General features: G+C 67.7%; 18 protein-coding genes. 7 read left to right on the top strand and 11 right to left on the bottom strand.

The window, feature by feature from the left end:
* The 4 genes from AC27L4_RS30375 to eno all read right to left on the bottom strand — a co-directional run.
* The coding region (locus AC27L4_RS30375) for a biotin/lipoyl-containing protein (RefSeq protein WP_487146381.1) at positions 1-207 on the bottom strand (207 nt) is incomplete at its 3' end.
* Positions 208-362: 155 nt separating this feature from the next.
* On the bottom strand, positions 363-1,430 hold the full coding sequence (gene pdhA, locus AC27L4_RS30370; protein WP_487146380.1) for a pyruvate dehydrogenase (acetyl-transferring) E1 component subunit alpha: 1,068 nt from the start codon (positions 1,428-1,430) through the stop codon (positions 363-365).
* Positions 1,431-1,682: 252 nt separating this feature from the next.
* Positions 1,683-2,000 carry an FtsB family cell division protein gene (locus AC27L4_RS30365; protein ID WP_487146379.1) on the bottom strand — a complete coding sequence of 106 codons (318 nt, stop codon included), beginning with the start codon at positions 1,998-2,000 and terminating at the stop codon, positions 1,683-1,685.
* Positions 2,001-2,251: 251 nt separating this feature from the next.
* Complete coding sequence (eno, locus tag AC27L4_RS30360) at positions 2,252-3,532, bottom strand: phosphopyruvate hydratase (protein WP_487146378.1); 1,281 nt, start codon at positions 3,530-3,532, stop codon at positions 2,252-2,254.
* Between the two features lie 388 nt (positions 3,533-3,920).
* Between eno and queF the strand changes: the two genes are divergently transcribed.
* Positions 3,921-4,382, top strand: coding sequence for a preQ(1) synthase (gene queF / locus AC27L4_RS30355; RefSeq protein WP_487146377.1), 462 nt, complete (start codon positions 3,921-3,923; stop codon positions 4,380-4,382).
* An 11-nt stretch (positions 4,383-4,393) separates the two neighbouring features.
* Positions 4,394-5,374 carry an MBL fold metallo-hydrolase gene (locus tag AC27L4_RS30350; RefSeq protein ID WP_487146376.1) on the top strand — a complete coding sequence of 327 codons (981 nt, stop codon included), beginning with the start codon at positions 4,394-4,396 and terminating at the stop codon, positions 5,372-5,374.
* 3 nt (positions 5,375-5,377) lie between these two features.
* Here AC27L4_RS30350 and kdsA read toward each other — a convergent pair whose 3' ends face one another.
* The 5 genes from kdsA to AC27L4_RS30325 all read right to left on the bottom strand — a co-directional run bounded on the left by kdsA (position 5,378) and on the right by AC27L4_RS30325 (position 11,567).
* Complete coding sequence (gene kdsA / locus AC27L4_RS30345; RefSeq protein WP_487146375.1) at positions 5,378-6,211, bottom strand: 3-deoxy-8-phosphooctulonate synthase; 834 nt, start codon at positions 6,209-6,211, stop codon at positions 5,378-5,380.
* A 194-nt stretch (positions 6,212-6,405) separates the two neighbouring features.
* A complete protein-coding gene (locus AC27L4_RS30340; protein ID WP_487146394.1) occupies positions 6,406-7,425 on the bottom strand; it encodes a galactitol-1-phosphate 5-dehydrogenase in 1,020 nt (339 codons plus the stop codon).
* 102 nt (positions 7,426-7,527) lie between these two features.
* The gene (locus AC27L4_RS30335; protein ID WP_487146374.1) at positions 7,528-9,078 is read right to left on the bottom strand and encodes a xylulokinase; all 1,551 of its coding nucleotides are present in this window, start codon (positions 9,076-9,078) and stop codon (positions 7,528-7,530) included.
* Between the two features lie 22 nt (positions 9,079-9,100).
* Positions 9,101-10,666: an alcohol dehydrogenase catalytic domain-containing protein gene (locus tag AC27L4_RS30330; protein WP_487146373.1), complete on the bottom strand. Its 1,566-nt coding sequence runs from the start codon at positions 10,664-10,666 to the stop codon at positions 9,101-9,103.
* A complete protein-coding gene (locus AC27L4_RS30325; RefSeq protein ID WP_487146372.1) occupies positions 10,653-11,567 on the bottom strand; it encodes a MurR/RpiR family transcriptional regulator in 915 nt (304 codons plus the stop codon). The genes AC27L4_RS30330 and AC27L4_RS30325 overlap by 14 nt, the downstream gene beginning before the upstream one ends.
* Before the next feature lie 209 nt (positions 11,568-11,776).
* Between AC27L4_RS30325 and AC27L4_RS30320 the strand changes: the two genes are divergently transcribed.
* The 4 genes from AC27L4_RS30320 (at position 11,777) to AC27L4_RS30305 (ending at position 16,388) form a co-directional block, all read left to right on the top strand.
* Complete coding sequence (locus AC27L4_RS30320; protein ID WP_487146371.1) at positions 11,777-12,793, top strand: substrate-binding domain-containing protein; 1,017 nt, start codon at positions 11,777-11,779, stop codon at positions 12,791-12,793.
* An 80-nt stretch (positions 12,794-12,873) separates the two neighbouring features.
* On the top strand, positions 12,874-14,361 hold the full coding sequence (locus AC27L4_RS30315) for a sugar ABC transporter ATP-binding protein (protein ID WP_487146370.1): 1,488 nt from the start codon (positions 12,874-12,876) through the stop codon (positions 14,359-14,361).
* A 14-nt stretch (positions 14,362-14,375) separates the two neighbouring features.
* Positions 14,376-15,359 carry an ABC transporter permease gene (locus tag AC27L4_RS30310; protein ID WP_487146369.1) on the top strand — a complete coding sequence of 328 codons (984 nt, stop codon included), beginning with the start codon at positions 14,376-14,378 and terminating at the stop codon, positions 15,357-15,359.
* Between the two features lie 6 nt (positions 15,360-15,365).
* On the top strand, positions 15,366-16,388 hold the full coding sequence (locus AC27L4_RS30305; protein WP_487146367.1) for an ABC transporter permease: 1,023 nt from the start codon (positions 15,366-15,368) through the stop codon (positions 16,386-16,388).
* A gap of 59 nt (positions 16,389-16,447) precedes the next feature.
* Here AC27L4_RS30305 and AC27L4_RS30300 read toward each other — a convergent pair whose 3' ends face one another.
* Together AC27L4_RS30300 and AC27L4_RS30295 are read right to left on the bottom strand one after the other, a co-directional pair.
* The gene (locus AC27L4_RS30300) at positions 16,448-16,717 is read right to left on the bottom strand and encodes a helix-turn-helix domain-containing protein (protein ID WP_487146365.1); all 270 of its coding nucleotides are present in this window, start codon (positions 16,715-16,717) and stop codon (positions 16,448-16,450) included.
* 98 nt (positions 16,718-16,815) lie between these two features.
* Positions 16,816-17,703 carry a VOC family protein gene (locus tag AC27L4_RS30295; protein WP_487146364.1) on the bottom strand — a complete coding sequence of 296 codons (888 nt, stop codon included), beginning with the start codon at positions 17,701-17,703 and terminating at the stop codon, positions 16,816-16,818.
* A gap of 251 nt (positions 17,704-17,954) precedes the next feature.
* Between AC27L4_RS30295 and AC27L4_RS30290 the strand changes: the two genes are divergently transcribed.
* The gene (locus AC27L4_RS30290) at positions 17,955-18,917 is read left to right on the top strand and encodes an ABC transporter substrate-binding protein (protein WP_487146363.1); all 963 of its coding nucleotides are present in this window, start codon (positions 17,955-17,957) and stop codon (positions 18,915-18,917) included.
* Positions 18,918-18,962 lie beyond the last annotated feature (45 nt).

Here is an 18,962-nt window from a genome sequence, read left to right as displayed (position 1 = left end):
GACGGCGACGTTGTCGGTGCCTTCGGGCACCAGGATCTGCGCGAGGACGCCTTCGTCCACCGCCTCGACCTCCATGGTCGCCTTGTCGGTCTCGATCTCGGCGATCACGTCGCCGGACTTGATCGTATCACCTTCCTTCTTCAGCCATTTGGAGAGCTTTCCCTGCTCCATGGTCGGCGAAAGGGCGGGCATCAAAACGTCGGGCATGGGCGCCTCGGTCGAAGGGTCAGGATGGAATCCGGAGGGGTTGGAACGATACCGGCCTCGCACGGGGCGGACCGGCCGGCATCGCGTACGGGACCGGCACGGGCTGCCGCGACGCCGGGCCGGTCAGACGGGCCGGCGGGAGCCCCGTCACGGCGTCACCGCAAGATGTCGGTCCACAGCTCCGACGCATCGGGCTCGGGATCATTGGTGGCGAAGTCGGCGGCGTCGTTGACGATCTCGCGGATCTCGGCGTCGATCTTCTTGAGCGCCTCCTCCGCCACGCCGTGCTCGCCGAGCAGGCGGGCGCGGCTCTGCTCGATCGGATCATGCTCGGTGCGCATCTTCTGCACCTCGTCCTTCGAGCGGTACTTGGCCGGATCGGACATGGAATGGCCGCGATAGCGGTAGGTCGCCATCTCCAGGATGTAGGGCCCCTTGCCGGAGCGGGCATGCTCGATGGCGCGCAGCCCCGCCTCGTACACGGCCCGCACGTCCATGCCGTCGACCTGCTCGCCGGGAATGTTGAACGAGACCCCGCGCCGGGAGAAATCGGTCTGGGCCGAGGCGCGGCTGACCGCGGTGCCCATGGCATAGCGGTTGTTCTCGATGACGTAGACGACCGGCAGCTTCCACAGCGCCGCCATGTTGAAGCTCTCGTAGACTTGGCCCTGGTTGGCCGCACCGTCGCCGAAATAGGTCAGGCTGACCTTGCCGTCGCCGCGATAGGCATTGGCGAAGGCCAGGCCGGTGCCGAGCGAGACCTGGGCGCCGACGATGCCGTGACCGCCGTAGAAGGCCTTCTCGACCGAGAACATGTGCATCGAGCCGCCCTTGCCGTGGGAGTAGCCCCCGCGCCGTCCGGTCAGTTCGGCCATCACGCCGCGCGCGGCCATGCCGGTCGCCAGCATGTGGCCATGGTCGCGATAGCCGGTGATGACCTGGTCGCCGGTGCGCGCGGCGGCCTGCAGGCCGACAACCACGGCTTCCTGGCCGATGTAGAGGTGGCAGAAGCCGCCGATCAGGCCCATGCCGTACATCTGGCCGGCCTTCTCCTCGAAGCGGCGGATCAGCAGCATCTCCCGATAGGCCGCCTCCTCCTGCGCCTGGCTCCAGTTGGATGGCGCCTTGGCGGATTTCTGGGCTTTCGACGTCGCGGCTTTCGCGGACGTTGCTTTCGCGGATTTGACGGCGGTGGCGACGGCCTTCGCGGCGGTGACAGCCATGGATCCTCCGGATAGGGGGTGCGGACGCTGGACAGCGCACTGCTAGCGCATCCTGCTGCGAAAAGCGAGAGGCCGCCCATTGATGTTGCACCGCAACATCTTGATGCTGTTGCCAAATCTGCTGTGAACTTATTCCAAGTTAATTGAGCGAAATTAACTGAAAGCGAGTGAACCTGAATCACACAAGCGCGCAACTTCGATCAGGAATTCGCTCGCCCTCCCGCAGCTCCGAACAGGCCGGCCGAGCCGGGCCTAGCTGCGCGGCAGCAGCACCACGACGTCGTTGGGATGGACCATGCCCAGGAGATTGCGCGCCTTGTCCTCCAGCACGTCCGGGTCGATGGCGTTGCGCTTCATCAGGGCGGCGCGGCGCTCCAGCGCCCGGCGATGCTCGCGTAGCGCGTCGAGCTGGGCGGTCAGCTCGCGCTTCTGGTCGTCATATTGCTGGCTCGCCATGATGCCGTGCTCGCCGTTGAAGGCATGGAAGCTGAAATAGGCGATCGACGCGCCTGCCAGGACGAGCAGGGCGAGTTGGCGAAAGAAAGCGCGGATACGGGTACGGACGACCATGCCGTCGAGACTAGACGCGGATGGTTGATTTTGTGTTGACCATAAAAATGCTGCAACGCAACAAAAGCGGTTGGCGAGATTGGTCGCCGCCATGCGTTGCAAGCGCAGCCGTCATGCAGGGGTACGGCGAGGCAGGCGTAGGCAGGTGCCCTCGCGGGCCTCCCAAAGAAATCGCCGGCAGGAAGAGCCTCGCTTCCTGCCGGCGGACATGTTTGCTTCGGCCTGCCGGTGCGGCAGGCGGGCCACATTGCTCAGGCCAGCGCCTTCAGCGCCGAACGTCCGGCATAGAGCGACTGGGTCCCGAGCGCTTCCTCGATGCGCAGCAACTGGTTGTATTTGGCGGTACGGTCGGAGCGCGCCAGCGAGCCGGTCTTGATCTGCCCGCAATTGGTCGCCACCGCCAGGTCGGCGATGGTGGAATCCTCGGTCTCGCCCGAGCGATGCGACATCACCGCGCGATAGCCGGCCTTGTGTGCCATCTCCACCGCGGCCAGCGTCTCGGTCAACGTGCCGATCTGGTTGACCTTCACCAGGATGGCGTTGCCGAGGCCGTCCTTGATGCCCTGCGACAGGCGGGCGGTGTTGGTGACGAACAGGTCGTCGCCGACGAGCTGGCAGGTCTTGCCGATCGTCTGGGTGAGCAGGGCCCAGCCCTCGAAATCGTCCTCGGACATGCCGTCCTCGATCGTCACGATCGGATAGTCGGCGGCGAGGCCGGCGAGATAGGCGACCTGCGCCTTGATATCGCGCTTCTGGCCCTCGCCGGCATAGTTGTAGACGCCGTCCTTGAAGAACTCGGTGGAGGCGCAGTCGAGGCCGAGCATCACGTCCTCGCCCGGCTTGTAGCCGGCCTTCTCGATCGCGGTCATGATGAAGTCGAGCGCCGCTTTGGCCGAGGGCAAGTTCGGGGCGAAGCCGCCTTCGTCACCGACATTGGTGTTGTGGCCGGCGTCCTTCAGCGCCTTCTTCAGGGTGTGGAAGATCTCCGCGCCGGTGCGCAGCGCCTCGGCGAAGCTCGGAGCGCCGACCGGCAGCACCATGAATTCCTGGAAGTCGATCGGGTTGTCGGCGTGCACGCCGCCATTGACGATGTTCATCATCGGCACCGGCAGGACGCGGGCGGCCGGGCCGCCGACATATTTCCACAGCGGCAGGCCGGCCGACTGCGCCGCCGCCTTGGCCACGGCCAGCGACACGCCCAGAATGGCGTTGGCGCCCAGGCGCGACTTGTTGGCGGTGCCGTCGAGGTCGATCATGGTCTGGTCGACCTGCACCTGGTCCTCGGCCTCGAGGCCGCCCAGCGCATCGAAGATCTCACCGTTCACCGCCTGCACCGCCTGCTCGACGCCCTTGCCGAGATAGCGCTTGCCGCCGTCGCGCAGCTCGACCGCCTCATGCGCGCCGGTCGAGGCGCCGGACGGCACGGCGGCGCGGCCGAACGCCCCGTCCTCCAGGTGCACGTCGACCTCCACGGTCGGGTTGCCGCGGCTGTCGAGGATCTCGCGCGCGATGATGTCGGTGATGGCTGTCATAAGCTGTTCCTTTGTCGGTCGGGGAACTTTCGCCGCTCTCCTAGCCGAAGCCGGGCGGAGGGGAAAGATCTTATGGAGGACTTGGCTGTCAACCATAAGCAGGTCGATTCCATCTCGGGGCCCCCTGCCCTACCTTTCGCCAGGCGGCGCGATAATGATCGGCAGCGGTCCTTCCCCTGCGCACCGCGGCCGAGCCCGGCACCATGCCCGCCAAGCATGGCAAGGGCGTGACAGTCGCGGCCCCGGACGCCGAGTCGGTCCGTCGGACGATCCGCGGGACCGGACGGCCGCCGCCGGACTTGACCGCGCCTCCCGGCGGCCCCACCTCTGGCTGGACCGGCTGCGCCCGCGCCGGTGCCGCTACCGGCAGGACGAAAAGGCAAGACGCATGGCCGACTTCGACGCCTCCACCCTGCAGCTCGGCCGCGAAGCCCGGATCGCAGCCTCGCCCGACGAGGCCCGGCTCGACCGCGTCCCCAACCCGCAGGCCGATACGCTCTATCTCGCCCGCTTCACCTGTCCGGAATTCACCTCGCTCTGCCCGGTGACCGGCCAGCCCGACTTCGCCCATCTCGTCATCGACTATGCGCCGAAGGACTGGCTGGTGGAATCCAAGTCGCTCAAGCTCTACCTCGCCAGCTTCCGCAACCACGGCGCTTTCCACGAAGACTGCACGGTCGCCGTCGGCCGGCGGCTCGCCGATCTGCTGGAACCGCATTGGCTGCGCATCGGCGGCTACTGGTATCCGCGCGGCGGCATGCCGATCGACGTGTTCTGGCAGACCGGCACGGCGCCGCAGGGCCTGTGGATCCCGGACCAGGGCGTCGCCAGCTATCGCGGCCGCGGCTGAGCCTCGGCCCGATGCATCGCAATCCCTACTACCAAGGTCCGCCCTCGGACCATTTCGACGGCGTGCTCTTCTTCAACCCCGACGCCCCGCCGACCGATCGCGGCCTTCGCGAACTGATGCGGTGGCGCTTCAACGGCCAGCGCCGGCCGTGGCCGCGGCGGGTCGAGGGCCGCGTCCCCGATCGACCGCCACGCCGCTCGACCGGACTGCGCATCGTGCATGTCGGCCATGCCAGCCTGCTGATCCAGGTGGCCGGCCTCAACCTCCTGGTCGATCCAGTCTGGTCGGAGCGCGCCAGCCCGCTGCGCTTCGCCGGCCCTCGGCGCGTCGAGCGGCCCGGCATCGCCTTCGCCGACCTGCCGCCGATCGATGCGGTGCTGATCACCCACAATCATTACGACCATCTCGACCTCGCCACGCTGGCGCGGCTGTGGGAGGAGCATCGGCCCTGCATCGTCGCCCCGCTCGGCAATGACGTGGTCGTTCACCGCCGCCACCCCGCCCTCGCGGTGGCGACGCATGACTGGGGCGGGACGATCCGGCTCGGCGACGAGGTCTCGGTGACGCTGGTTCCGGCCAACCACTGGTCGGCCCGGCGCCTGGCCGACCGGCGCATGGCGCTGTGGTGCGGCTATCTCGTGGAAACGCCGGCGGGCCGACTCTATCTGGCTGGCGACACCGGTTATGGCGGCGGCACCATCTTCCGCCGTCTGCGCGAGCGCCACGGCGCCCCCCGCCTCGCCGTCCTGCCGATTGGCGCCTTCGAGCCGCGCTGGTTCATGCAGCCCCAGCACATGAACCCGGCCGAGGCCGTGCAGGCCATGGCCGATTGCGGCGCCGAGCAGGCGCTCGGCTATCACTTCGGCACGTTCCAGCTCACCGACGAGGCCATCGACGAGCCGGTGCGCCAGCTCGACGCGGCGCTTCAGGCCGCCGGAATCGCACCGGAGCGCTTCGTGCCGCTGCGGGCCGGCATGGTGTGGGAGGGATAGGGCCTACTTCGCCTTGGCCAGCGCGTCGAACTGCTTGAGGCGGCGCAGCAAGGCTTCCAGTTCGTTCAGCGGCACCATGTTCGGGCCGTCCGAAGGGGCGTTGTCGGGATCCTGGTGGGTCTCGATGAACACCGCCGCCACGCCGACCGCCACGGCCGCCCGGGCCAGCACCGGCACGAATTCGCGCTGGCCGCCGGAGGACGCGCCCTTGCCGCCGGGCTGCTGCACGGAATGGGTGGCGTCGAACACCACCGGAGCGCCGGTGCTCTCGGCCATGATCGGCAGGGCCCGCATGTCCGACACGAGGGTGTTGTAGCCGAAGGACGCGCCGCGCTCGGTCGCCAGCACATTCGGATTGCCGGCTTCGGTGATCTTGGCCACGACGTTGACCATGTCCCAGGGCGCCAGGAACTGGCCCTTCTTGACGTTGACCACCCGTCCGGTCTGCGCCGCCGCCGCCAGCAGGTCGGTTTGCCGGCAAAGGAAAGCCGGGATCTGCAGCACGTCGACGGCCTGCGCCACCACGGCGCATTGGCCGGGCTCATGGACGTCGGTCAGCGTCGGCAGGCCGAGGCTCTCGCGCACCTCGGCGAACACCGGCAGGGCTTTGTCCAGACCGAGGCCGCGCGCGCCCTTGGACGAGGTGCGGTTCGCCTTGTCGAAGGAGGACTTGTAGATCACGCCCATGCCGACGCGGGCGGCGATCTCCTTGATCGCACCCGCCATCTCCAGCGCATGGGCGCGGCTCTCCATCTGGCAGGGCCCGGCGATCAAGGTCAGCGGCAGGTCGTTGCCGATGCGCAGGTTGCCGACGGACACCACGGAATTGGGGGACATGAGCTTTCCTGTCGTCACGGGTCAAGGGCCGGCCGCACGCCGGTCGTCCGCCCGTGATAGCCGGTCCCGGCGCCGCGCGCCACCCGCCGCCGCCGACAAGGGGGCGTGGGCGCGCACGTCGTCATCGGAGACACGAGCGCAGAACCCGTCTCCCTCCGGGAGAGGGGTTCCCCGCGCTTCTTTCTTGAGCAGCCTTACGGCCGGAACAGGACCTTCGAGAAGTGGATGTCCTTCTTGTCGAACCGCTCGAAGATCCCCGGCAGCTCGGCCAGATCCAGGTCGTGCGAGATCATGAACTCCCACTTCAACTCACCCGTCCCGAATTTCTCGATCGTGACGGTCCATTGCGGCCCCGGGAAGGGGGCGCCGAAGCTGTTCCATGACCCGTGCAGCGAGATTTCCTGCCTGAGGAAATACTGGAACGTCGCATTCGACAGCTTCACGTCCGGCACCGGAATGCCGATGAAGGTGACATGCCCGCCGGGGCCGGCCAGCATGACGGCGGCGTTGATCGTCGCATCGAGGCCGACGGCCTCGACCACCACGTCGGCGCGCCCGGTGTTCTGTGCCACGTCCTTCGACAGCACCGTCACCGTGGCGCCCGCCTCGCGCGCCAGGGCCAGCTTCTCCTCCGAGACGTCGACGGCGATGACATCGCTCGCGCCCATCAGCCGCATCCACTGGATGGCGAACAGGCCGATCGGGCCGCAGCCGACGACGCCGCCCACCTGTCCGATGCGCACGCCCCCCGCCTTCCAGATCGCGTGCAGCGCAATCGAGGCCGGGTCCGTCATAGCGATGGCGCGCGGGTCCACGTGCTGCGGCACCTTCAAGAGGTTGCTCACCGGCACCGCCACATATTCGGCGTAGGCGCCGTCGCGGCGCGAGCCGAAATAGTCATAGTCGCGGCACCGCGAGAAGTTGCCGGTCCGGCACTGGTCGCATTTGTGGCACGCCAGCAGCGGCGGCACCGCGACCAGTTCGCCCGTCCGCCACCCTTCGACGCCCGCGCCCAATTCGGCAATATGACCGGAGAACTCGTGCCCGGTGATCAAGGGCATCTTCCAGGCGCCCTTGACCAGCATGCGCGGCAAGTCCGAGCCGCAAACCCCGACGGCGGCGACGCGGACGACGACTTCGCCCGGCCCGGCCACGGGCTTTGGCCTTTCCTCCAGCCGGATATCCTTGGGGGCATGCAGGACGATGGCGCGCACGGGCGTCTCCATTGTTACATATGTTACATATCGACACTTATGTGATATTCCGGCGATGACGGCAAGGAAAATCACATAAGTTGAGATTATTCACATTCGTGATCAACCCGACTGATCCAGGCGGCGGCTGAGGCGGGAGAACAGCGGCGACAGGGTCTCCATCGCGTCGATATAGGCGTCGACATAGGGCGCATAGGCTTGGGTCACCTCCGGCCGGGAGGCGGTGGGCTCGCGCTGCCTGCCGGCGAAGCGGCGTGCCGTGTCGCGCAAGTCCTGAAACAGGCCCGCGGCGTGGCCTGCGACGATCGCCGCGCCGAGAGTGCCGAACTCCTCGCGGTCGAGGGTCCGATAGTCGAGGCCGAGCGCGTCGGCCTTGATCTGCCTGAGCACGCCCGAGCGCGCGCCGCCGCCGATGTTCACGGCAAAGCTGGGATTGTAGCCGGGAGCGATCTCGCGCACCGCGCGCAGATAGAAGGCGTATTCGTAGGCGATGCTCTCCAGGATCGCCCGGATCATGTGCGGCTTGCCATGGCGCCATGTCAGGCCGAGGAACGCGCCGCGCATGTCGGGATCGTTCGGCGTATTCCGGCCGGACAGATGCGGCAGGAAGATCAGCTTTTCCGATCCTGCCGGCACCTCGCCGGCCAGATCGGCCAGGGCGTCGTAGGGATTGACGCCGGCCGCTTCCCATGCGGCCTTTTCCCTCGGCGAGATCGCGTCGCGGAACCAGCGCAGGTTCAGGCCGCCGCCGGCGAGATAGGCCATGGGAAAATACAGCCCCGGCACGACATGCGGGCAGGTCATGAGGCAGCGATAGGTCGTGTCGGTGCCGAAGCTGTCGATCACCGTCGCGAACACGGAAGCGGTGCCGGAGGTGTCGAAGACCGCGCCCGGATCGACCAGGCCGCCGCCCAGCACGTTGGCGCTCTGGTCGCCGCAGCCTGCGGCGATGGGCGTGCCGGCAGCCAGGCCGAGCTCCGAGGCCCATTCCGGCTGAACGGCGCCGACGATGTCCCACGGCTCGACGATCTTCGGCAGTTTCTCGGTGGTCAACCCGAAGCGCGACAGCAGTTCCTCGTTCCAGACGGAATGCTCGCTCGAACCGAAGCCGGAGAACACCAGGTAGGTGCGGTCCATGAAGGCGTCGCGGCCCTTCAGCCCGGCCAGCTTTCCCGCCACATAGGCGGCGGGCTGGATGAAGCTGGCAATGCGGTTCCAGACGGCGGGGCGATCGCGCCAGTACAGGATCTTCGGCGCATGGTTGAAGGCCAGCGCCATGCCGCAGGTGCGGATGATGTCGAGCTCGTGGGGGCGCAGTTCGTCCAGATGCGGCGCGCAGCGCGTATCGAGCCAGCTGTCATAGTGAGTGACGGGCCGCCAGTCCTCGTCCACCGCCATGATTCCCGCCATCTGGCCGTCGAGGGCGATCGCCGCGATGCGGTCGGGAGAGAGTCCCGATCTCGCCATCGCCGCCTTGACCGTATGCAGGACGGACCGGAACATGTCCTCGGGGTCCTGCTCCACCTCGCCCGGACGGGGATAGTGCAGGACGGATTCCTCGAAAGCCTCGCCGGCAAGGCGGCCGTCGCGGTCGTAGATACCGGTCTTCGTGCCGGTCGTGCCGATGTCGATGCCGACGACATGGTCTTTCATGATGTCCTCCCAACCTCCGGCTTCAGCCGGTGAGCCCCCGCTCCTGCGCGGCATCCCAGCCGCGAACCGGGGCGAACGGCAGGTCCGGCCGTTGCGGATAGATGACGATCTTTCCGGAGACACGGCCGTCCGCCACCGCCTTCAGCGCCTGGGGCAGCGCATCCAGCCCCGCCACGGCGGCGATGTTGGCCGACAGATCCAGCGTGCCCCCCTCGACGCGCGACAGCACGTCCAGCATGTCGTCGACCGAGCAGCCGGTCGAACCGGTCAGGCGCATCCCGTGCCGTGCGACGGACGCGAGATCGAAATCGACGAACTGGCCGTAGGGAAAGCCCGCAAACAGCGCCAGCAGGCCGTCCGGGGCGAGCCACCCCGCCGCCTCGGCGACGGCCTCGCGGCTGGGCGCCACGACGGCGACATCGTCCAGCCCGCCCGGCGCATGCTCGGCGATGGCGTCGGGCAGCCCGGCGCCGTCCACCACGACCAGGCGCCGCCCGTTTGCCTGCGCCAGGCGGCCGAAATCGGCCTCGATGTCCTTCAGGCGCTCGCCCTTGCGGGACGAGGCGATGACGGTGCGCGGCCCCTTCTGGAGTTGCAGCAGGCGATGCACGTGAATGCGGCCCATGGCGCCGCCGGCGCCGTGGACCAGCGCCCGGCCGCCGGGGCGGACATCGAAGCGCTGCGCCTGCGGCAGGAGCGCGGCCGAGAGGTCGACGCCCGCTGTGCCCAGGAAGGCGAGCCGGTCATAATGGACGCGCGCCGGATCGACCGCGACGGGTCCGGACGACAGGCCCCGGCGTCCCTGCAGCAGCACGCCGTCCACTGCCATCAGCGCACACAGGCCGGAAAGCTCGGCTGCGGTGAGGTCTCCCAGCGCCAGGATGTCGTCGAACGGCCCGGCCGCCGTCGCGATACCGGCGGCGCGGTCCACCGTTCGGCCCTGCAGGAAGGCCGGGACTTCTCCGACGACCGTGATCGCCCGCCAGTCGGGAACATCGGCCAGCGCGAAATCCGCGCCGTCAGCCGAAACCACCAGGGCGCGCCCGCCCGGCATGAGGCCGCGCCGCGCATTGGGCCGCCAGCTGCGCTCGACGCAGCCATAGGGTTCGAGCAGGGCGATCTCGGCCGCGGACATCGTCTCGGGCGCGTCGAACACATAGCCGGCGAGCGCCTCGGGGCCGAGGCGCATGAACTGAGCGAATCCGCCGGGCCGGTCCATGCCGATGATGCTGCGCTTGCCGTCGACCACCATCGCCGGCTGCAGCCCGAGCCGCTGGCCCGGCCGGAACCGGCCCGCCTGCGCGCTCCCCACGGCGTGCACCCTGAGGCAGACTTCATGGCCCAGGATCGTGTCGATCGGGCCTTCGGCACCGCGGAAAAGCGGATGCTCCGATCCCATCCGCACGATCTTGATGTCGGACGAGCAGATCGACACCGCTTCGACCAGCGCGACCACCTCGTCCGGCCCCGGCTCCGCCAGCGGGGCCGTCTCGGGCCTGGCATCGAGCAGCGCATCGAAGGTGCCGCCGCGGTGCGGCCAATGCCGGTTCATCTGCGGGCTGACCGCCCGCGTCTCATTCCGCTTCATTCTGGCGCCTTACGCTGCGGCTTTGCTGGATGACTGAATCGCCGCGCCGGACGGCGGCTGCCGCGGCATCGAAGTCCTGCACCGCGACCAGCGAATAGAGCACGTCGATGGCGAGGAGCTGGCCAAACTTGCTGACGATGCTTTCGTAGAGCGGCTCCACGCCGGCGGGCATGTAACTGGTCGGCGTCACCAGCGTCAGGTCGGCGTGCCGGGTCAGCGGCGAGTCGGGAAAGGCGGTCATGGCGATGGTCGCCGCGCCGGCCTGCCGGGCTGCGGCCAGCGCCGTCAGCGTCTGGTTGGTGCGGCCCGAATCGGAGATGCCGATGGCCAGCGCGCCCTCCGACAGTGAGCTTGCGATCATCAGCTGGTTGTTGCGGTCGCGATGAAAGATCGCCGGCTTGCCGATGCGGCCGAAGCGCAGCAGCGCGTTCTCGGCCGCGAGCGCCGACAGGCCGGCGGCGAAGAAATAGATCACCTTCGCCGACCGGGTCATCCGCGCGGCCTGCTCCAGCGCCGCGGTGTCGAGCGTCGAAAGGCAGGCGCGCGCCATGTCCGCGGTGCGATGCGTCACCTTGGTGAGGATGGTGGCGGCGGTGTCGTGGCGGCCGATGTTCTCGTAGATATGGCCCTCGTCCGGCGAGGCGCCGCGCTGGGAAAGGCCGAGGGCGCCTTCCTCGACCATGCGCATCTGGAAGGCGCGGTAGGACGCAAAGCCCATGCTGCGGACGAAGCGACTGATCGACGCCTCCGACACGCCGCTGGCCTCGGCCAGATCCTTGATGTTCATGCCGCGGGTCGCCTCGGGGCTGGCGAGGATCGCGTCCGCCACCTGCTGAAGCGTCGGCTTCATGCCGCCGCGCAGGCTCTGGATATGTTCGAGGATACCGACCTCCACGCTCACGACCTGCCCTCCCCTGCGCCTCCGGTCGACGCCTCCGCCGACGGTGAAAACTGCACCCATTGAAAATTACTTTCAAGATATGAAATTTTATAGACAGATATTTTCCGCACTGATAGCGTTTTCCTCCGTCGCATCCCGACCGGCAGGCCCTGCGCAAAGGCGCGCGGTCGAAACCGGCATCGGCTCATAACAAGAGTTGGAGGAACTCGATGAAAATCAAGACGATAGCGTCTCTCGTCCGCAATGCCGCGCTTTGCGGCGCGGCCGTCCTGGCCATGGCGGCGCCTGCCGCCGCCGAGGACGGCAAGGCGCGGACCTACATCTACGCGTCGCAGCTCCAGGGGCATCCCTACCTGCTCGACAGCCTGCTGGGCATGGACTATGCGCAGGCGAAGTTCGGCGTCAAAGTCGAGCGTCTCGGGCCGCAGGGCTGGGATCCCGTCGCCGGTGCCGAGGCGGTGGAGCAGGCGATCGCCCGCAAGCCCGACGGCATCATCACGACCCTGTGGGAGCCCGGCGCGGTTCCCGGCATCCGCCGTGCGATGGAAAAGGGCATTCCCGTGGTGGTCATCGAGGCCGTCACGCCCGACAATGGCGGCGCCCTGACCTTCATCGGGCTCGACAACTACCAGGCCGGCGTCGACACCGCCAAGGAACTCATCGCGCGCGGCGGCAAGGAGGGCAAGCTGGCGGTTTCCGGCAATTGGGGCGCATCGAACACCGACGCCAAGCTTCAGGGCCTGACCGACTATCTCACCGCGAACAGCAAATGGCAGATCGTCGGCCGCGTCGACGACAAGGCCACGACCTCGACGGCGATCGACGCCGCCAAGGCGATGTTCAACACCTACCCCGACCTGACGGGGGTGGTTGGCCTGGACAGCTCTTCCGGCAGCGGCATCTGCCTGGGCGCCGAGGAACTCGACAAGGACATCACCAAGCTGACCGTCATCGTCCATGATCGCGAAGACGCGGTCCTTGAGTGCATCGCCGATGGCGTGATCGACGCCACCATCGTCAACAAGACGGCGCTGGAAGCCTATATGGCCGTGCAGATGCTCGAGGCTTACAACGATCAGAAGGTCGGCCTGGCCAGCGTTCCGATCTCCGCCGACAACAAGAAGGCCGGCGTCAATCCTTTCCCCGCGGCGATCTACATGGGCACCGAAGTGATCGACAAGGCCAACGTCGAACAGTTCAAGCGCACCAACCTGCCCAAGTTCTGATCGACCTCACGGGCTGCGTGCCATGTGCGCAGCCCGTGCCTTGCCGCGCGGTTTCGGCCGCGCGCCCCGGAGGTGTCCGCATGACCGCCGAACCGATCCTGAGCCTCACCGGCGTGTGCAAGTCCTATGGCGCGGTCAAAGCGCTGAGCGGCGTCAGCTTCACCGTCGGCCGCGGCGAAGTCCATGCCATCCTCGGTGAGAACGGCGCCGGCAAGAGCACCACGCTGAAGATCATCAACGGCGAGATCGAGCCTGACGAGGGGGCGGTGCAGATTTCGGGCCGCACCACCAGCGCCTCCGACCGCGCCCGCGGCGACATCTCGATGGTGCACCAGGAACTCGCGGTGTTTCCGAACATGTCGGTCGCCGAGAACATCTTCGTGGACCGCATGCCGCGGACGGGAGCGCGGATCGACTTTGCCCGCATGCATGCCCGCACCGCCGAACTGCTGCATCTGTTCGGCCTCGAGCTCGATCCGCGCGAAATCCTCGGCCAGCTCACGCCGGGCCAGCAGCAGATCATCGAAATTCTCAGAGCCGTCGAAAGCGATGCGAGCCTGCTCATCCTGGACGAGCCGACATCGGGCCTGAACAATCTCGAGGCCGAGACGCTGATGGGGCTGATCAAGCGCCTGCGCGCCTCCGGGCATACGATCCTCTACGTGTCGCACCGCCTGCACGAAGTCCTGGACATCGCCGACCACATCACCGTGCTGCGCGACGGGCAGTTCGTCGAGACGCTCGAGAACAAGGGCCTGACCGAGGACGATCTGATCCAGCGCATGGTGGGCCGCAACCTCGAGCCGGCGCAGGCGGCGGACGCCGACGCTCTGGCCGACGCCCCGGTCGCCTTGCGGATCGAGGGGATGACCTTGCCTGGCGGCTTCGAAAACATGGCCATCGCCGTGCGCCGGGGGGAGATCGTCGGCGTGTACGGGCTGGAGGGCTCGGGAGCGGAGGAATTTTCGCGCGCCATCTTCGGCATCGTTCCTCCCACCGCCGGGCGGGTGGAACTGCTGGGCAAGCCGGTTCGCGACCTCGCGCCTGCCGAACTGATGCGGCGGGGCATGAGCTATCTGAACGGCAACCGCAAGGAAGCCGGGCTCTACATGGACCGCAACATCGCGGACAACGTGTCGGCTCCGATCCTCGACCGCCTTTCGCGCCTCGGCCTCGTCGACGTGCGGAAGATCCTGAAGCAGGCGGAAGAGGCCGTGCGCCGCTTCGCGATCCGGGTGCCGGGCCCGCAGGGCTTGCCCAGGCAGCTCTCCGGCGGAAACCAGCAGAAGGTCATGGTCTCCGCCTGCCTTGCCAGCGCGCCGGACGTGATCGTGCTGAACGAGCCCACCCGTGGCGTCGACGTCGGCGCCAAGGCGGAGGTGCATGAGGCGCTCCGGCGCGAGGCGATGGCCGGCAAGGCCTTGCTGGTGTTTTCGTCGGATCTGCCGGAACTCCTGCGCCTGGCGCGCCGCATCGTCGTGATGCGTTCGCGCAAGCGCGCCGGCGAGGTCGAAGGCCGGGACATGAACGAGGAATCGATCATGGCGCTGGCGGCCGGACGCGGTTGAGGGAGGGCGCAGCGATGACCACCGTTCACCAGGACTCCACCCCCGGCAAGCCCGTCCGGGCCCGGACCGCGGCCTTCGGCGCCAACATCCTGCCGCTGGCGGCGGTGACTCTGGCGATCTTCGCCTTCCTGGCGCTGACGCGCGAGAATTTCCTGGCCGCCCAGAACCTGACGTCGATCCTGTTCGGCGTCTCCATCGATTTCCTGGCCATCGTCGGCTTCACCTATGTGATGGTCATGCGCGAGATCGACCTGTCCGTGGGCTCGGTCTTCGCCTTCACCGGCACGCTGATGGGCACGCTGCTGGTGGCAGGCTGGCCGGCCTGGCCCGCGGCGTTTGCCGTTCTCGCCCTGGCGGGGCTGATCGGCTTCGCCAACGGGCTCCTCGTCGTCCGATTCAACATCAACTCGCTGATGCTGACCATCGGCACGATGCTGGTCGTGCGCGGGCTGGCCAATCTGCTGGCCAACGGGCTCGGCGGCCAGACCTATCCGCGCGCCTTTCGCAGCCTGGCCAGGACCGACCTCCTCGGCGTCAAGCTCACCGTCGTCGTGATGGTGGTGACGCTGCTGGCCGCATGGGGCTTCCAGCGCCGTTCGGCCCTGTTCCGCAAGATGTGCTTCATCGGCGAGAACGTCAGGTCCGCCGTCGTCCACGGCATCCGGGTGGGCCGGATCAAGATCGCCGCCTTCATGGTCAGCGCCATGACGGCGGGACTGGCGGGGATTTTCACGGCCTCCCGCATCACCAGCGCCGATGTGCGCATGGGGCTCGGGCTGGAGTTCGTGATGGTGACCGCCGCCATCATCGGCGGAGCCAGCCTCTATGGCGGTCGCGGCGACCTTCGCGGCTCGGCCCTCGGCCTCCTGATGCTGGCCTTGGTGCTCAACGGCATGATCATGTACGACGTCGAGCCGGTCTTCCAGCAATTCGTCATCGGGCTGCTGCTCATCGTCACCGTCGCCATCGACACGATGGTCAACCGTTCGAGGGGCTGAACCGCGATGGCCGCAATCCGCAAGATCACGTTCCTGCGCGCCAACCGCCTGGAGCAGGAGGCCCTGACGCTGACCGTGGCGGCGTTGATGGCGCTCGGCCTCGCATTCCTCACGCCGGCCTTTCTCGACGGCAGCAATCTCGCCTCGCTGCAGACATCGGTGGCGCCGAGCCTGATCGTGGCGATCGGCATGATGACCCTGTTCATGATCGGCCGCTTCGATCTCTCGGTCGGCGCGGTGATGGGCATCTCCGGCATCGCCGCGGCCATGGCGCTGGATGCGGGGGCGCCGGTGCCGCTCGCCTTCGCCGCGGGCCTGCTGACCGGCATCGGCATCGGCGCCTTCAACGGCGCGATGGTGGCCTTCGTCGGCATCAACCATCTGATCGTGACCCTGGGCGTCCTCTACATGACCCGCGGCGTGATCGAAGTGATCATGGTCGGACGGAAACTGGGTGGCTTCACGGCCTTTCCTGCGGCCTTCAGCCAGCTCGGCCAGTGGGCGATCGGCAACCTGTCGGGCCTGTTCCTCTTCGCCCTGGCGCTGTGCGCCGGCTTCGAAGCCTTCCTGCGCCTGACCGTTCCGGGACGTCGCCTCCTGTTCCTCGGCGGCAATCCGCAGGCCGCCACGGCCACCGGCCTCAACCGCCGGCGCATCGAGTTCCTGGCGTTCACCCTGTCAGGCGGCCTGGCGGCGCTGGCCGGCGTCTTGATGACCGCGCGCGTCGGCATGGCGAACCGCTATATGGGCGAAGGGCTGGAGATGCAGATCTTCATCGCCTGCCTGATCGGCGGCGGCTCGATTGCCGGCGGCAAGGGATCCTATGTCGGCGCGCTCGTCGGCGTCGGCTTCGTGACCTTGCTGACCAATGCCTTCAACCTCTTGACCGTTCCCTCGGAATGGCAGGCCGTCGTGATCGGCGCCGTGCTGGTCATGGTGGTGATCGTCGATGCCACCCTGCTGCTGCGCAAGGCGGGACGCCCGTGGCAGACCATCTTCGGGCTCCGCCCCACGCATATCCGGAGCTGAGCTGCGTCGCCAGGACATCCTCGGGGGGCTTGCCGTTCCTCGGGGGAGATCCTTCCCAGCTAGGCAAGGGCCCGGACGCCTTTTTTCTGAACGACAGTCAGCAGCCGCAGCGCCGGGCCTCCGGGCTTCTTCACACCGCGTTCCCAATCCGACACAAGGCCCTTGCTCACATTGAGATACCGGGCGAAGACCGGCTGGGACAGGCGCTCGCGCTCACGAATTGCGCGGATTTCCTCCGGCGTCAGGGATTGAACGGCTGTCAGGCATGCATCATCGAACTCGCGCATCGTCTGCTTGTCGATCGCGCCGATTTCAAACAGCCCTTCCATGGTCTCATGGATAGGCTGTCTTGAATAAGGGAACCGCCGATGGACGCTCCAGCCAAGCCAGAGGTTTGGCCTCCGAGCCAATCGAGTTCGCGCCTTTCTCAGCGCGAGCGCGGTTCTTCGACGATCAGCGCCGTGCCGAAATTGTCCACGGCCGGCACCGCCAGATGCTTGCGGTGCCGGACGAAGCGGATGCCGGCCGCCGCCAGCCGGTCGGCCATGGCCTCGACGGGCGCGTGCACCTTGAAGGCGGCGAGCCGCGCGCCCTCCACCGCCGCCTCGGGAAGGCCGAGCACGTCGGAGAAGCAGGCCGGCGTCATCGCCTCGATGGTGCCGCGCGGCGTGACGATGGCAATGTTGCGCTCGCCGGCGCAGACGGCGCGCGCGCCCGAGAACGCCTCCAGGAAGGCGAGCGGCGCGCGGGCGTCCGGCGCCAGCATCACCACGCCGCCGAGCGCGGTCGCGCCGTTGGCATGCTGCTGGAAGGCCGGATTCCAGAAGTTCTGCGGCTCGTGCTGCTGGCAGGCGAAGAAGCCGGCCTCGGTGATCGCCGGGCTCTCGGCGAAGGCCATGGTGAACGCCACGCGCACCCGGCTGCCGTCCGGGCGCGTGCCGGTGCGCTCGAAGAAGAACGGCTCGAAGCCGCCGATCCCGGCCGCGTCGAACGCCGCCTTGTCCGCCTGGGCATCCGCCGATTCCAGCACCAGCATGGCCAAGCCGTCGCCATGCAGTTCCAGGAACTGCCGGACGAACCTGAGAAAGCGCGGCGCCGACGGGTCGTCGCCCTCCGCCGGCGCCGTGCGGATGGCCTCTCCCGGCGTGATCAGTTCCAGGAAGGCGCCGGGCAACTGGATGATGCGGTTCTCCGTGCCCCAGGGATGGCGGTTGCGCCCGCCGACCTGGAAGCCCAGCGCCGCATAATGCGCACCGGCCGCGTCGAGGTCGCGGACGGGAAGGACGAGGTGGTCGATACCGCGGGGCTGGATCAAGGCTGAGACTCGCTGGCGTGGGCGACGGGGCCACCATCGCGGCGCCGCCGGCCAAGATCAACACCCGCCCGGCACGTTTTCAGAATCGCGGCGCCGGCCCGCGCCATCCACGATCGCGCCACCCGAATGGACTCGTTCCATTCTGCACATATTACAAGAAATAGAAAGTATAATTGAAGTTGAATAGCACGACTCCACAGTGTTAACAGCAGTATCCATCAAGAACTCCAGATCGATACGGAGAGCGCATCATGAAGCACTGGATCCGGCTCGGGAGCGCCTTCGGCCTTGCCTTGTCGACGGCGCTGGCTGTCCTGCCCGCGCGCGCCGAGGAGATCCGCGTCACCGACGATCGCCCCGTCGAGGTCGTGCTGCCGGCGCCGGCCAAGCGCGTCGCGGCCGTGTCGAGCATCGCCGCCGATTTCCTGATTGCCATCGGCGGGAAGCCGATCGCGCTGGCGCGGACGGGTGACAAGATCCTGCCGAAATTCCTCGGCCCCGCCATCGACGGCCTCCCCGATCTCGGTTCACGCGCCACGCCCAACCTCGAGCGCCTGGCCGAGCTCAAGCCGGACCTGATCGTGGCGATCCGACGCTACACCGAGAAGAACGCCGCCAAGTTCCAGGAAATCGCCCCCTATCTCGCCTTCGATGTCGCGACCTATGACGACAGCCTGAGAACCGTCGCGGCCCTCGGCCAGGCAACCGGCCACGTCAAGGAGGCGGAGGCGCTCAACGCCCGCTTCACCGGTCTCGTCGAGGACCTCGGCGCCAAGGCTCCCGGCGGCGTCACCGCCGCCCTGCTCTGGGGCGACGGCACCTCGCCCTGGGTCTACTACGACAACTACCTCACCGCCGACCTGATGGGCCGGCTCAAGATCGCCAATGTCATCGGCCCGAACCCGACGCCGGCCGACAAGATTCGTTTCGCCGACCAGGGCAGCCTGGAGGATCTGCTGCTCAAGGATCCCGACATCCTGTTCGTCTTCCTGCCCCAGGACGTGGACATGGAGACCAATCCGGTCTGGCGCCGGCTGAAGGCGGTCAGGACCGGGCGTGCCTATGCCGTCGGCGTGCAATGGATGGAGGTGCACGGCCCGATCGCCCGCGAGATGGTGCTGCGCGAGATGGCCTACCTCGCCTATCCCTCGGTCTTCCCGGCGCCGGCCCTGTCCGAAGGCGTGCGGGCGGTCGCCTTTCCCAAGCCGCAATGACCGCCGGCGCGATCCCCGCCGCCGTTGGGCCACCGGCGCGATCGG

The sequence above is a fragment of the Labrys sp. Lb11 genome, assembly GCF_057554225.1.
Note: the sequence above shows the minus strand (reverse complement) of the source record. Positions and strands in the feature narration are given on the sequence as shown.